This window comes from Desulfosarcina alkanivorans (genome assembly GCF_009688945.1).
In the GTDB taxonomy this organism is placed as follows: domain Bacteria; phylum Desulfobacterota; class Desulfobacteria; order Desulfobacterales; family Desulfosarcinaceae; genus Desulfosarcina; species Desulfosarcina alkanivorans.
The window spans coordinates 7,311,287-7,324,708 of the sequence record NZ_AP021874.1 but is presented as its reverse complement, the minus strand read 5'-3'; the positions used below and the strand labels follow the sequence as shown (position 1 = coordinate 7,324,708).

The 13,422-nt window shown below is 59.1% G+C and carries 16 protein-coding genes; 2 read left to right on the top strand and 14 right to left on the bottom strand.

Features of this window, described 5'->3' with window-relative positions; translation table 11 throughout:
• Positions 1-242: 242 nt before the first annotated feature.
• Positions 243-425, bottom strand: coding sequence for a hypothetical protein (locus tag DSCA_RS31905; protein WP_155320261.1), 183 nt, complete (start codon positions 423-425; stop codon positions 243-245).
• 158 nt (positions 426-583) lie between these two features.
• Here DSCA_RS31905 and pdxA point away from each other — a divergent pair, with 158 nt between their 5' ends.
• Positions 584-1,603: a 4-hydroxythreonine-4-phosphate dehydrogenase PdxA gene (pdxA, locus tag DSCA_RS31900; protein ID WP_155320260.1), complete on the top strand. Its 1,020-nt coding sequence runs from the start codon at positions 584-586 to the stop codon at positions 1,601-1,603.
• Positions 1,576-4,500: an excinuclease ABC subunit UvrA gene (gene uvrA, locus DSCA_RS31895; protein WP_155320259.1), complete on the top strand. Its 2,925-nt coding sequence runs from the start codon at positions 1,576-1,578 to the stop codon at positions 4,498-4,500. Before pdxA ends, uvrA begins: the two co-directional genes overlap by 28 nt.
• Before the next feature lie 194 nt (positions 4,501-4,694).
• On the opposite strand, the gene atpE is transcribed toward uvrA, so the two are convergent.
• The 13 genes from atpE to DSCA_RS31830 all read right to left on the bottom strand — a co-directional run bounded on the left by atpE (position 4,695) and on the right by DSCA_RS31830 (position 13,418).
• The gene (gene atpE / locus DSCA_RS31890) at positions 4,695-4,976 is read right to left on the bottom strand and encodes an ATP synthase F0 subunit C (protein WP_155320258.1); all 282 of its coding nucleotides are present in this window, start codon (positions 4,974-4,976) and stop codon (positions 4,695-4,697) included.
• 119 nt (positions 4,977-5,095) lie between these two features.
• On the bottom strand, positions 5,096-5,785 hold the full coding sequence (gene atpB, locus DSCA_RS31885; protein WP_155320257.1) for a F0F1 ATP synthase subunit A: 690 nt from the start codon (positions 5,783-5,785) through the stop codon (positions 5,096-5,098).
• A gap of 2 nt (positions 5,786-5,787) precedes the next feature.
• Entirely contained in the window at positions 5,788-6,174 is a 387-nt protein-coding gene (locus DSCA_RS31880; RefSeq protein WP_155320256.1) for an ATP synthase subunit I, read from the bottom strand.
• Between the two features lie 25 nt (positions 6,175-6,199).
• Positions 6,200-6,418 carry an AtpZ/AtpI family protein gene (locus DSCA_RS31875; protein WP_155320255.1) on the bottom strand — a complete coding sequence of 73 codons (219 nt, stop codon included), beginning with the start codon at positions 6,416-6,418 and terminating at the stop codon, positions 6,200-6,202.
• Positions 6,419-6,539: 121 nt separating this feature from the next.
• Positions 6,540-7,337, bottom strand: coding sequence for a dihydroorotate dehydrogenase electron transfer subunit (locus DSCA_RS31870; protein ID WP_167528047.1), 798 nt, complete (start codon positions 7,335-7,337; stop codon positions 6,540-6,542).
• Between the two features lie 13 nt (positions 7,338-7,350).
• Positions 7,351-8,136 carry a polyphenol oxidase family protein gene (locus tag DSCA_RS31865; protein WP_155320253.1) on the bottom strand — a complete coding sequence of 262 codons (786 nt, stop codon included), beginning with the start codon at positions 8,134-8,136 and terminating at the stop codon, positions 7,351-7,353.
• 59 nt (positions 8,137-8,195) lie between these two features.
• Positions 8,196-8,993 (bottom strand): ComF family protein, encoded by a 798-nt coding sequence (locus DSCA_RS31860; RefSeq protein ID WP_155320252.1) that lies wholly within the window; start codon positions 8,991-8,993, stop codon positions 8,196-8,198.
• Positions 8,994-9,001: 8 nt separating this feature from the next.
• Positions 9,002-10,225, bottom strand: a complete 1,224-nt coding sequence (icd, locus tag DSCA_RS31855) for an isocitrate dehydrogenase (NADP(+)) (protein ID WP_155320251.1) — start codon at positions 10,223-10,225, stop codon at positions 9,002-9,004.
• A 121-nt stretch (positions 10,226-10,346) separates the two neighbouring features.
• Positions 10,347-11,132 (bottom strand): 23S rRNA (guanosine(2251)-2'-O)-methyltransferase RlmB, encoded by a 786-nt coding sequence (gene rlmB / locus DSCA_RS31850; RefSeq protein WP_155320250.1) that lies wholly within the window; start codon positions 11,130-11,132, stop codon positions 10,347-10,349.
• On the bottom strand, positions 11,122-11,751 hold the full coding sequence (gmk, locus tag DSCA_RS31845) for a guanylate kinase (protein ID WP_407924233.1): 630 nt from the start codon (positions 11,749-11,751) through the stop codon (positions 11,122-11,124). Before gmk ends, rlmB begins: the two co-directional genes overlap by 11 nt.
• Entirely contained in the window at positions 11,748-12,002 is a 255-nt protein-coding gene (locus tag DSCA_RS31840) for a DUF370 domain-containing protein (RefSeq protein WP_155320249.1), read from the bottom strand. Before DSCA_RS31840 ends, gmk begins: the two co-directional genes overlap by 4 nt.
• 1 nt (position 12,003) lies before the next feature.
• The gene (locus DSCA_RS31835; RefSeq protein ID WP_155320248.1) at positions 12,004-12,885 is read right to left on the bottom strand and encodes a YicC/YloC family endoribonuclease; all 882 of its coding nucleotides are present in this window, start codon (positions 12,883-12,885) and stop codon (positions 12,004-12,006) included.
• Positions 12,882-13,418, bottom strand: coding sequence for a DUF4416 family protein (locus DSCA_RS31830; protein ID WP_155320247.1), 537 nt, complete (start codon positions 13,416-13,418; stop codon positions 12,882-12,884). Before DSCA_RS31830 ends, DSCA_RS31835 begins: the two co-directional genes overlap by 4 nt.
• Between the last annotated feature and the right edge of the window lie 4 nt (positions 13,419-13,422).

Here is a 13,422-nt window from a genome sequence, read left to right as displayed (position 1 = left end):
TGAAGTTTTTGGTTAATTATCTGAGGTTTTCAGAAAGGTAGCCGCAAGTCAGCGCGACTGGCAAACTATTTACTGAATTGGATGTTGCAAGTCAATGCGAAAGATTGGCGGTTAAAGAAAATACTAACACAATCCTCACAAAGATTTATATTAATATAGATAACTGTCGGTTAACACGTATCGACCGAGCAACTGCTTCGAAATACAAGGTTTTTCAAACCTGTTCTTTTTCCATAAGCATTTTAAGCAGATCGGGAGTTATCAACAATGCCAAAACGAACGAGTGAACTCGGTTTTTCTTCAATTTTTTTCTTTTTTCTTTGATTTCCGTTTTTTCCGGGTTTTGTTTCGGTTCCACTCATCGCCAGCATCGGAATCAGGGCAACGCCCGCGAACCGGACGCCCCCCCAGTGGAACGGGGCCACCCGGCGCCCTCCTCACAGCCTTCATTTATACTGAACCGACGGACCGGAAAAACGACGGGCCTCGAATGCGGGGAACCGTCGAAATGAATTTACAAACCCCTGACGCCCACGTATGATAGATTCTTTATGCCATTGGACAACCTGGGGTTAATCTGACCATGAAACCGAACTTACCGCTGGTGGCCGTCACCATGGGGGATCCGGTGGGCATCGGCCCGGAAATCATCCCCAAAGCCCTTGCCGATCCACGACTTTTTCATTGCTGCCGGCCCGTGATCTATGGCGACGCCGCCTGCCTGAAAGCCGGTGCGGCGTCGACCGGCACCTCCTTGGCGTTGACCGAGCGGCAGTCGATCGACGGGGCATCCATCGGGAGCCATGGCATCGTCGTGGTCAACCCGGAAAAGAGAAAGACCTCCGGCTTTGAATGGGCATCGCCCACGGCCGCATCCGGAACGGCCATGGCGGCCTACCTGAATTCGGCCATCGATGATGCCGTGGCCGGCCGGATTTCTGCAATCGCCACCGGCCCCATCAATAAACGCGCCCTGAAAATGGCAGGCATCCCTTTCAGCGGGCATACGGAAATTCTGGCCCAGCGGACAGGCACATCCGATTATGCCATGATGCTGGCCGGCGCCCGGCTCAAGGTGGTCCTGGCGACCATTCATATTCCCCTTGAGCAGGTTTCCCGGACCCTGACCACAGAGGGAATAACGAAGGTCGTTGCCCTGACCGACCATTCCCTGAGAACCCGTTTCGGCCTGGCGGCGCCCCGAATCGCCGTCGCCGGGCTCAACCCCCACGCCGGCGAATCCGGTCTCTTTGGAAACGAAGAATCTGCCATCATCACACCGGCCATTGCCCTGTGCGCATCCCGGGGTATAACCGTCACCGGCCCCCACCCACCCGACACCGTCTTTTTCAATGCGTCCCGGGGCGCATACGATGCAGTGGTGGCCATGTACCATGACCAGGGGCTGGGGCCGTTTAAAATGATCCACTTCGACGACGGGGTAAACACCACCCTAGGTCTGCCTTTTGTGCGCACATCCGTCGACCACGGCACCGCCTATGACATTGCCGGAACGGGAAAGGCCTCTGCGGACAGCATGGTGGCGGCCATCACCATGGCCGCGACGCAGGCCCGATGGCTGAGCCGCCAGGGCACGCCATAGCTTTTGCGGCCCCCGTCAATCAAAATGTTCGAACCATCAACCCATCCAGCGCCGTGACGACCATAAACGCCATTACCATCGAAGGGGCCAGGGAGCACAACCTCCAAAACATCAGCCTGCTTTTGCCACGCAACCGGCTGGTGGTGATCACCGGCCTGTCCGGATCGGGCAAATCCACCCTGGCCTTTGACACCCTGTATGCCGAAGGCCAGCGCCGCTACGTGGAATCCCTGTCCACCTATGCCCGCCAGTTTCTGGAGCGTATGGAAAAACCCGACGTGGACCTGATCGAGGGTCTCTCGCCGGCCATTGCCATCGAGCAGAAAACAGCCATTCACAACCCCCGTTCGACGGTGGGCACGGTAACCGAGATTTACGATTTCATCCGCCTGCTGTATGCCCGTGCCGGGATTGCCCACTGCTACCGGTGCGGCAGGCCGATCCTCTCTCAAAGCATCGACGAAATGGTCGAATCGGTCATGCAGCGGCCCGCCGGCTCCCGCCTCATGATTCTCTCACCGCTTCCGGCAAACCCGATGCAAGGTGTCAAGCAGGTGCTGAATCAGCTGAGAAAAGACGGGTTCGCCCGGGTTCGCATCGATGGAAAAATAAGGGAGCTGGACAGTCTCGTCGATGGTTCAGCCGGCCCCGCCAACCGCATTGAGGTGGTGGTGGACCGGCTGATTCTCAACGAAAAGATCCGCAATCGCCTGGCGGATTCAATGGAACTGGCCATCGCCAGATCCGAAGGCCATGTGTCGGTGGCATTCGTCGGCAAGCACATGGAGGCGGTGGTCGAGACCCTGCACTTCAGTGAAAACGCCGCCTGCACCCGATGCGGGGTCAGTTATCCTGAACTGACGCCGGCCAGTTTTTCATTTAACTCCCCCCACGGCGCCTGCCCCCATTGCGATGGTTTGGGAACCACCAAAAACTTTTCCCCCCTGCAGATCGTCCCCAATCCGGAACTGTCCCTGAGAGAAGGGGCGATAACCGTATGGGCACACCGTCACTCGGTGGCTTTCGGGGAATTTCTGGAAAATCTCACCGCCTTTTACGGGGTGGATATCTATACCCCGTACCAGGACCTTCCGGACGCATTTAAAACCGTCCTGATGAAGGGGTCGGGAGGCCGGCAGATTCCCTTTACCGTCCGTGAAAACGGTCGTACCATAAAAAAAATGAAGCCGTTTGAAGGCATCATTCCGCAGTTGCAGAAACAATATGCCGAGGCGGTGTCCCCCGCCGAAAAAAAACGTCTGGACGGCTTCATGGCTGCGACCGCCTGCCCCCATTGCAACGGTTCACGGCTGCGCAGGGAAAGCCGACACATAAAGATCGACGGCTTGTCCATCGGGGATCTGACGTCTCGATCCATCACCGGCCTGAGGACGTTTTTCAACGCTTTCCGACCCGGCGGCAAACGCGGCCTGATCGCCGAAAAAATCGTCAACGAAATTGCGGCACGCCTGCTTTTCCTGGAGGATGTGGGGCTCTCCTATCTGACCCTGGACCGGCCGGCCCACACCCTTTCCGGCGGTGAGAGCCAGCGGATCCGGCTGGCCACCCAGATCGGATCGAAACTGACCGGCGTGCTCTATGTACTGGACGAGCCCAGCATCGGCCTTCATCAGCGGGACAACGCCCGCCTGCTGGACACACTCATGAATATGCGCGACATGGGCAATTCGGTGCTGGTTGTGGAGCATGACGAAGACACCATCCGATCGGCCGACCACGTGGTGGACATGGGGCCCGGTGCCGGGGTTGATGGCGGTCAGGTGGTCTTTCAGGGGACACCGGCCGCCATGCTCGAAGACGACCGATCCCTGACCGGAAAATACCTCTCCGGCAGGCTCGAAATCGAGGTGCCACACCGAAGACGGCCCACCGACCGGGGAGCAATCCGAATCGTCGGTGCATGTCAGAACAACCTGAAAGACATCGACGTTTCATTTCCAACCGGTGTATTTACCTGCGTCACCGGTGTCTCCGGATCGGGCAAATCCACCCTCGTTCTGGAAACCCTCTACCGGGCAGCCATCCGCAGCCTTCAGCAGCTCCACCTGACTGCCGGCGGCTACACACGGATTACCGGCCTGGAACACATCAACAAAGTCATCGACATCGACCAGTCGCCCATCGGAAAAACCCCCCGTTCCAACCCGGGCACATACACCGGCCTGTTTACTCCGATCCGGGATCTTTTCAGCCGCACCCCGGAAGCACGGATGCGGGGATACAAGCCCGGCCGCTTCAGCTTCAATATCCGCGGCGGCCGATGCGAGTCCTGCGAAGGGGATGGCATCATTCGCATCGAGATGCATTTTCTGCCCGATATCTATGTGCCCTGCGACATCTGCAAGGGCAAGCGCTACAACCGGGAGACCCTGGAAATCCGCTACAAGGGGAAAAACATTGCCGAGGTGCTGGACATGACCGTCAGTCAGGGACTGGCCATGTTTCAAAATGTGGAAGTCATCCGAACCAAACTCCAGACGCTGGCGGATGTGGGACTCGGCTATGTCCCCATCGGGCAGAGCGCCACGACGCTTTCGGGGGGCGAAGCCCAGCGGATCAAACTGGCCCGGGAACTGAGCAAGCGGGGAACGGGAAACACCCTTTATATTCTGGACGAACCCACCACAGGACTCCATCCCGACGATATCCGCAAACTGCTCGGGGTCCTGGATCGGCTGGTGGATGCGGGCAACACGGTGGTGGTTATCGAGCACAACCTGGATGTGATCAAAACCGCCGATCATATCATCGATCTGGGGCCGGAGGGAGGAGACGCGGGCGGACGCGTGGTGGCGGCCGGCACGCCGGAAGCCATTTGCAGGGCAGCCGGATCCCACACCGGCCGTTATCTGAAAAAATTCCTGCGGCGCAGGTGACCGTTCAAGGGTTCATTGAAAAAACTGTGAACTGGAAACCGAAAACCGTGAACCGATAACCTGAACCTGCGAGCAAGGTCGATAAAAAAATGCAACCCTGAACCTGTGAAGGCTTACCAATAGATTAAATGGAAAAGGGCCGCTGCAATGAAGCAGCGGCCCTTTTCATGTTCGTGCTGTAGCAGGTACGGAAATCAGTGGGCGAACAACCCGGCGATCGCGGCAGCCTGGGGATGCGCGTAGATCAGGATCAGCGACACAACCAGTGCGTAAATACACAGAGACTCGATCATGGCCAGGCCGATCAGCATGGTCACGGTGACCTTACCGGAAGATTCGGGATTGCGTGCGATGCCTTCAACGGCGGACTTGAGGCCCATGCCCTGTCCGATACCACAACCGAAGGCGGCTATTGCAATACCAAAACCAGCTGCTGTCACACACGCGATGAAAAACTGCAATGCTTGAGCTTCCATATCCTACACTACCTCCTTTAAAAGATTGATAATTAGGGCTTCTTCCAGTTACCCCATACTATTGAACGACAGTCGATCCGCGTCAGCGATTCGACGGGCTTCCCTACTTGGTTTCCCCATCAATGGGCGTGTTCCATGGCCCCGGAGAAATAGATGACCGACAGCAGAAAGAAAACAAACCCCTGAACGAAGGCCACGAAAATACCCAGGGCCATGATCGGCAGGGGCGCGAAGAAGGCTCCGGCCAGACCGAAAAGGATGGCCAGGACGATCTCGTGTCCCATCATGTTTCCGAACAGACGGAAGGAGAGCGACAGGATCCGTGCCAGATGGCCGATGATTTCAATGACAAAGATCAGTGGCGCCATCCACCAGACGGGTCCCATGAAGTGTTTGATATAGGCCGCGCCATGGTACTTGATACCGATAATGTGGGTGAAGACCACCACCACGACGGCACACGAGGCCGTGGTGTTGAGGTTGGCCGTGGGCGGTAAAAATCCGGGAATGATGCCGATCAGGTTGCCGATAAAAATATAGATGAAAATCGTGGCCGCCAGGGGAAAAAGCCACCGGGCCTCTTCACCGGCCGTATCGACCATGAACTCTTCAATCCCGGAAACGATCACTTCGGACAGGTTCTGGGCTTTGCCGGGAATCAAAGAGATGGTTTTGGTGGCAATGGCACCCAATGCAATCAGGATTGCCATGAGAACCCAGGAGTAGACCACATGGGGGTATGTGTGGGCGAAATGCCCCAGCCCGATCGCTTCAAAAATCTTCACGAAAAATAGATAGGGATGCTCCATCCTTAGACCGCCTCCTTGAAAATAAGTTTTTTGAGCTCAACCATGGTGGCCAGGGTAATGCTGGCGACCACGACGGAAAGACCGATGAACAAACCGATAGGGTTCACCACCTGCTGGCGGATAAGAAAGAAGATGATCACGCCGCTGATGATGAATCGGATGTAGTATTTAACCAGGATCACGTTGGGAGAAGTCAGATGTTGGGGGTGAAGCGCTTTTTTCAGGGTTTTTGCCAGCAGGTGGAAATTGACCGTAACGATGAGACCGCCGAAGATCAGCCCCCTGGCAAAGGGCGGAGAAGTTGCCAGCAGGCCAAGAAGGCTGACCGAAACCAGAAGCACCCAGTTGGATCGGGTAACGAAAGTGAGTAAGCGCTGCTGAATATTCACGGTGGTCGGATTTCGCTGCTACGGGTCACAATTTGCGGCTTTTTTTAATAGCCAGGCCAATGTTCCGATATCCGGCGGCGATACCGAGCCCCAGAAAGAGAAGCATCAACCAGGGTGATGTGTCAAACCGCCTGTCCAGATACACACCGATCCCAAGTCCGATAAATATGGAAAGTGAAACCGAGAAACCCAGGCTGGAGTAGAATGCCAGTTCTCGTATCCACGTTCGCGTTTCTTTTTTCATGGGAGTCGACCCTTCTCCGACCGCGAAATGGCGTCAGATAAGGCCTTGATCGGAATGTGTGCGTTTAACATAGCTGGGTGAGCAAGTCAATCTCAAATTGTTGCTGCGGCATCGAAACCCCTCACCACCGAAGCCGGCCGGCATCGAAAACCGGACCGTCCACACAAACGTGCCGGTAACGCGAATCGTCGTCGTTTACGCCCACCGCACATCCCAGGCAGGCGCCCATTCCGCAGGCCATCATGGCCTCGATGGACACCTGACAGGGGATGCTGCGTGCCGCGGCGATGGCGGAAACCGCCTTGAGCATTCCCATCGGCCCGCAGGCGCAGATCAAATCCGCCGGACCGGCATCCAGCGCCGCTTCCAGGCTGCGGGTCACCACACCCTGACGCCCCTGGCTGCCGTCATCGGTGGACACATCCAGCAAAAATCCGGGCAGGTCGAATTCGGTGATACAGACCAGGTCCTCCCTGGTCCTGCCACCGATGAAAACCACGCAACGATTGAGACCGCCTTTCCGCTCCAGCAGCGATTGCGCCAGGAATCGGATGGGCGGAACACCGACCCCGCCGGCCACGAGGATCAGCTGGCGACAGGTGTCGGGCACCAGGAAGGCATTTCCAAGCGGACCGATGACCGACAGCCGGTCGCCCTTCCGGCATCGGGACAGCTGCCGGGTCCCCTTGCCCACCACCTTGAAAAGGATCTCGATGCCGGTCACCCGGTCCGCCTCCCGGATCAGACCCAGCAGGGAAAAGGGTCTGCGCAGCAGGGGGGTGGCGTCGTTGCCGGTACGGACCATGACAAACTGCCCGGGTCTGGCGTTATCGAAACCGGCACTGCAGGCCAGTCCCATGCGGTAATAGCCCGCCGCAGCCGGCCGGTTCCACAACACGAGGGTGTCTTGTGCGGTCATACCTTCCCTTCCTCTAATCGGAGTCCGCATCCATGCCGATCAGTGCGGCGAAACGACCGGTCTTTCGCGCAGCCCGGTATGAAAAAAACAGGTGCGGATTGCAGCGGGTGCAGACTCCGGGGCCATGAACGTTGTCAGCAGCCAAACCGGCGGCGGCCAACTGGTGCCGGCTGATCCGCCAGAAATCAAAATGGTGCGGGCCCACGCGAAAGGGCCACAGCGGCCGGGGGATTTCCTTTTCGTAATTGATGAATTCGGCACAGCAGGGCCCCAGGGAGGGGCCGATGGCCGCGATCAACCGCCCGGGGTCACAACCGAATTCACCCGACATAACCGAAACCGCATCTCCGAGGATGTCGGCGACACTGCCCCGCCAGCCGCAGTGGACGTTGGCCACCACGCGCTTTTGCGGATCGAAAAGCATCACCGCCTGGCAGTCCGCCGTCTGGATCAGCAAACGAATCCCCGGCACATTCGTAATCAGGGCATCGGCCGACACCGGGCCGGTTTGAATGGGTTCACCGCATTCCCACGCCTCCCGCGAGACCACCCGGATGGCCGTGCCATGATTCTGACGGGTATACACGTGAATGCCGCCGCCGCTTCGCGCCAGCAGGCGCCGCCGATTGGCCGCCACCGCTTCCGGTTCGTCGCCCACGCCCGGACTGAGATTCAGCCCCGCAAAGGGCGCCCGGCTGAAGCCGCCGGACCGGCAGGCGATGGCATGGGTCAGCCCCGGAAACCGGCTCAGCGCCGGAAATTGAAAAAAATAATTATCCTTTTTTTTTACCAGCAGCAATCGGCAACCTCAGAAAACGAAAAACAGCAATGGGGTGGCCGTTGTGGAAACGGGCACATTCAGGACTGGAGCGCCCGGGCCAATGTCAGCACATCCACCCGTCTGGCCCCATCTTGAATCAGAACGCCGGCACAGGCATCCGCCGTTGCACCGGTGGTCAGCACGTCATCAACCAGCAGAACCCGCTTGCCGGCGCTTTGACCGGGGCGATTGACCGAAAACGCATTTTTGATATTCATGCGCCGCTGGCGCCGGTCCAATCCGGTCTGGGGTGCCGTGGCCCGGTCGCGCACCAGCAGGTCGCGAACGACATCGGTCCCCGCAGGCAGCGTCCACCTTCTCACCAGCAGGTAGGCCTGGTTGAAGCCGCGCCGGCGGAATCGGTTGCGGTGAAGGGGAACCGGCGCCACCATGTCGATGTCGCCGGCTGTCCAATAACGCCGGAACGTATCGAAAAGCAGCACCCCCAGCGGCGCGGCCAGGCGGACCTGCCCCTTGAACTTCAAGGCATGGATGGCGGTGCGCAGGGTTTGGTCGTAAATGCCGGCGGCACGGGCCCGGGTAAAGGCACCGGGACGATCCAGGCACCTGCCGCACAGGTGGTCCTCCCCGGCGCGGCCTTTAAACACCAGTCCACAGCGGGAACACAGGGGGGATGCCACTGCTGTCCACCGTCCCCGGCATCCCGGACAGAAATACGGGTCCATCGCTGCGGAACCGGCGTCGGTTATTCCCGGCGTGGCGGCCATATGGTGAAACAGCCGGCCACAGTCCACGCACCTGGCCGGAAACAGCGCGTCGGCCACGCAATGCAGCCAGCCGGTGAAGGCCCCCGGCACCATCTTCCGACCGAACACGCCCGGTCCTATTTCATCTGACCGACGATGGCCGCGGCAAACTGGGAACATTTGACTTCCTGGGCCCCCTCGATCTGCCGGGCCAGGTCGTAGGTCACCCGGCGGGCCTTGACGGCCGCCTGAACGGCATCGCGAACGGCGCTGCCCGCCTCTTTCCACCCCATGTAATCGAGCATCATGGCCCCGGACAGGATCAGTGAACCGGGGTTCACCTTGTCCAGTCCGGTGTATTTGGGCGCAGTGCCGTGGGTGGCTTCGAACACGGCGCAGACGTCGCCGATATTGGCTCCCGGCGCCATGCCCAATCCACCGACTTGGGCGGCCAGGGCGTCTGAGATATAATCGCCGTTGAGGTTCGGCGTGGCAATGACGCCGTATTCCTCGGGCCGCAGAAGCACCTGCTGGAACAGCATGTCTGCAATCCGGTCCTTGATCACCACCGTTCCCTCGGGTGCCTTTCCGTCGTAACGGTCATAAAGCTGGGCCTCGGTAATCGTCCGGTCGGCAAACTGATCCCGGGCCGCCTCATATCCCCACTGGGCAAAGGCGCCCTCGGTGAATTTCATGATATTGCCCTTGTGCATGAGGGTCACACTGGAAAAACCGTTTTCCAGGGCGTACCCGATGGCGCTGGCCACCAGGCGCTTGGTATTGGCCGGACTGATGGGTTTGATACCGATACCGGATGCGGGCGGCAGATCGACCCCCATCTTAGATTTGAAAAAATCCGCCACCGCGACCGCCTCATCCGAGCCCGACGCCCATTCGATGCCGGCATAGAGGTCTTCGGTGTTTTCCCGGAAGACCACCATATTGATCTTCTCCGGGAATTTCATGGGGCTGGGAACGGTTTCGATATAACGGACCGGACGGACGCAGGCATACAGGTCCAGCCGCTGCCGGATGGCCACGTTGAGACTCCGGATGCCCTTGCCGATGGGCGTGGTCAGCGGCCCCTTGATGGCCACCACATGGGTTTCAATGGTGTCCAGGGACGCCTGGGGCAGATAGTTGCCGGTTTGCGCGTATCCCTTTTCCCCGACGGGCAGTTCCAGCCATTCAATTTTCCGGTCGCCGCCGTAGGTTTTTTCGACGGCAGCGTCGATGACCGCCTCGGTGGCCCGCCAGATATCGGGGCCGATGCCGTCGCCCTCGATGAAAGGAATGATTGGATGGTCCGGCACATTCAGGCTGCCGTCCTTGTTTTTACTGATCTTTGCTGGATTTGCCATATACCGTTCCTCCTGACTTAAGCCCAATTATTAATTTTGAATTAAGTAATTCTATCTTTTTATACCGTTTTACAAAACGGTGCCATTCAGAATTAAAAATTCATCATTCAAAATTATATGGTCACCCCGTCGATGCCCGGCGCTGCCGGAAGGCTTCGTAGAGCACCACGGCCGCAGCAGCCGATGCATTCAGGGAATCCACACGGCCGCACAGCGGAATGGAAACCAGGTAGTCGCAATGCTGCCGGACCAGCGGCCGCAGGCCTTTCTCCTCGCCCCCCACCACCAGGGCCAGGGGGCCTTTGAGGTCGGCCTGAAAAATGGTCCGGTCCCCCTCCATGGCCAGGCCGGCCACCCAGACACCTTGTTTCTTGAGCATCCGGAGGGTACCGGCCAGGTTGGTCACCCGGCACAGCCGCGTGTGTTCCAGGGCGCCCGCGGAGGCCTTGGACACGGACGGGATCGCCCCGACAGCACGATCCTTGGGAATTACCAGGGCATCGGCTCCCGCACAGTGCGCCGTGCGCACGATGGCCCCCAGGTTATTCGGGTCCACGATACTGTCCAGCAGCACCAGCAGGCAGGCGCCGGTGTCGGAGCCGCTTTCGGAGAGGACCGATTCCAGCGAATCGACGGGCAAAGGGGACACCCTGGCGGCAATCCCCTGGTGCTGGCCGCTGCCGCAGGCGGCACGAATCTGCTCGGGATCCAGCGTCTGACAGGGAATCCGGCGTCGCTGCGCCAGGTCGACGACCCTGGCCTGACGATCGGAAAGACCGGCCCGGTCCACCATCACGGTATCGATCGTTCTTCGGCCGGCGCCCAGTGCCTCCATGACCGGATGAAATCCATAGAGGACCTCGCGGGTACCCGACCGCAGCCGCCGTTTTTGGGTTTTAGCGGCCACGGCACCCGGCCTCGCCCTTTAAACAGGCCTCGCCCTTTAAAATGGAAACAAACCGGCTGATGGCATCGCTCAGGTCGTCATTGACCACGGTGTGACAGTACATCCCCTGACGGGCAATTTCAGCCGCCGCGTTATCCATCCGTTTGTCGATCACCGGGCCGCTGTCCAGCCCCCGGTCGGTGATCCGCTGGCGAAGAACGGCCATGGACGGTGCCATGATGAAGATGGTGATGGCATCCGGATAGCGCTGCAGAATCTGTTCCGTCCCCTGGACATCGATATCGAGCAGTACATCCCGGCCGGCTTCCAGATGCGCCTCGATGAAGCGGGCGGCCGTGCCGTAATAATTGTCATGAACCCGGGCCCATTCCGCCCATTGGCCGGCATCGATTCCTGAACGGAACTGTGCCTCGGTGACAAAAAAATAGTCCACGCCCTCCTGCTCCCCCTCCCGGGGCGGGCGCGTGGTCGAACTCACCGAGTAGACCAGATCAGGCAGCTGTTGGCGTGCCGCTTCACACAAGGTGGTCTTGCCTGCCCCCGAGGGCGCGGAAACCACAAAGAGCCGGCCGCCCTTCATCCCCGAATCATGCTTTTGGGTATCTTCCAACGTCGTCACTTTTCCGATTTCAGGTCTTCGAATCGCTGGGAAACCGTTTCAAACTGAATGGCGGACAACACGATGTGATTGCTGTCCATGATGATAATGGCCCGGGTGCGGCGTCCCTGGGTGGCATCCACCAGATGCCGTTCTTTTCGGGCATCATCTTTCAACCGTTTCATGGGCGAGGAGCTGGGCGAGACGATGGCCACCACCCGTTCGGCCACCAGCGTGTTTCCGAAGCCGATGTTGAGCAGTTTTTTTTCCATGTCATTCCACGTTCTGAACCTGCTCGCGCAGTTTTTCGAGTTCCGATTTGACCGCCACGATGGTGTGCGACATGGCGGCCTTGCCCGATTTCGAGCCCATGGTGTTAAATTCCCGGTTGAACTCCTGAAGAAGAAAATTCAATGGCCGCCCGGCCGGCGTATCGTCGGCCATCAATGCCCTGAACTGCTGGATGTGGCTCCTGGCCCGCACGATCTCCTCGGAGATGTCGCCCCGGTCCGCCAGCAGCGCCGCCTCCTGGGCGATGCGGGTCTGGTCGATCTCCACGATACCGTGGGTAAGGGCCTCGATGCGCTCCTCGAGCCGCTGGCGATACATTTGCGGCAAGCCGGCGGCCTGGGTGCCGATCTCCTCCAGCATCGCCTCGATGGCATCCATCCGCTGTCTGAAATCCCCGGCCATATTCTCCCCCTCGACCCGCCGCATGGCGTCCAGGTCGGCCATGGCCGTCTTCAGACACGGTTCCAGTTGGGACCATACGGCATCCACGTCCTTTTCGGCCTCGACCGCCTGGATCATGCTGCCGGCCGCCAGGACCGACTCAATGGTTATCGGGCCCGCCAGCCCCAGGGACTCGTTCAAGGCGTTCAGGGCTTCGAAATAGGCCCGGGCGCGCGGCAGATTGGCCTCAAACCCGGTTCCCGCCTCGCTCTCGTCCTGAATCCGCACGCGGATGTCCACCCGCCCGCGGGCCACGGTGTCGGCAATGGTCCCTTTGATGCGCTCCTCCAGCGATTCGAAACCGTGGGTCAGTTTTAAGGCCACATCAAGGTGCCGGCTGTTGTACGACCGCACTTCCACGCGAACGGTGAACGGCCCCGCCTGGTTTTCCGCCCGGGCATAGGCGGTCATGCTTTTGATCATGATGGCGTCCTTTGCTTCAAATCCAGCATATATTTATTTCGGACCAGGGTTAAAAAGTCAATCAGGCGCCTGTCGGCATAATCGGGGTAGGTCCACGGCAGGGTGCGGAAAGCGCCCTTCCGGTAGATCAGGGTCAGGTCCGCATAAATGCCCTGCCCGATGTAAATGCGGTGGGTAAAATTCTTGCCGGTGGCCAGGACAAACCGTTCGGCAAGCAGATATCCCGGATCGATGTTCACCCGGCGTCGTCCCTGGCGCTGGTATTTTTGTTCCAGTTCGTTGGTCGCCTGCTTGATCGATGCCAGGTCCACCTGTTCGATGAGACGTTTGAAAACGACCAGCCGCCGATACAGCGGCCCGCCCATCTCCCTTTCGTAGTAGGTCGTGAAATCGAAGTTCAGCCAGGCGCTGACCATGTCCACCGGCCCCATCCGGTCCTGCAGGTCCCGGGTGATGTCGGCGGCCAGCGCCTTGTCTTTCACGAAAAAGCCCGCAACCAGCCTGGCGGGCATGGGGGATTGGGGCTGGCTCATGATA

Coding starts and splice junctions, on each gene's coding strand:
- DSCA_RS31835 (WP_155320248.1), bottom strand. CDS start 12,885: ATGATCAAAAGCATGACCGCCTATGCCCGGGCGGAAAACCAGGCGGGG.
- atpE (WP_155320258.1), bottom strand. CDS start 4,976: ATGGAAGCTCAAGCATTGCAGTTTTTCATCGCGTGTGTGACAGCAGCT.
- icd (WP_155320251.1), bottom strand. CDS start 10,225: ATGGCAAATCCAGCAAAGATCAGTAAAAACAAGGACGGCAGCCTGAAT.
- atpB (WP_155320257.1), bottom strand. CDS start 5,785: ATGGAGCATCCCTATCTATTTTTCGTGAAGATTTTTGAAGCGATCGGG.
- DSCA_RS31840 (WP_155320249.1), bottom strand. CDS start 12,002: ATGGAAAAAAAACTGCTCAACATCGGCTTCGGAAACACGCTGGTGGCC.
- pdxA (WP_155320260.1), top strand. CDS start 584: ATGAAACCGAACTTACCGCTGGTGGCCGTCACCATGGGGGATCCGGTG.
- DSCA_RS31830 (WP_155320247.1), bottom strand. CDS start 13,418: ATGAGCCAGCCCCAATCCCCCATGCCCGCCAGGCTGGTTGCGGGCTTT.
- DSCA_RS31875 (WP_155320255.1), bottom strand. CDS start 6,418: ATGAAAAAAGAAACGCGAACGTGGATACGAGAACTGGCATTCTACTCC.
- DSCA_RS31870 (WP_167528047.1), bottom strand. CDS start 7,337: ATGACCGCACAAGACACCCTCGTGTTGTGGAACCGGCCGGCTGCGGCG.
- uvrA (WP_155320259.1), top strand. CDS start 1,576: ATGGCTGAGCCGCCAGGGCACGCCATAGCTTTTGCGGCCCCCGTCAAT.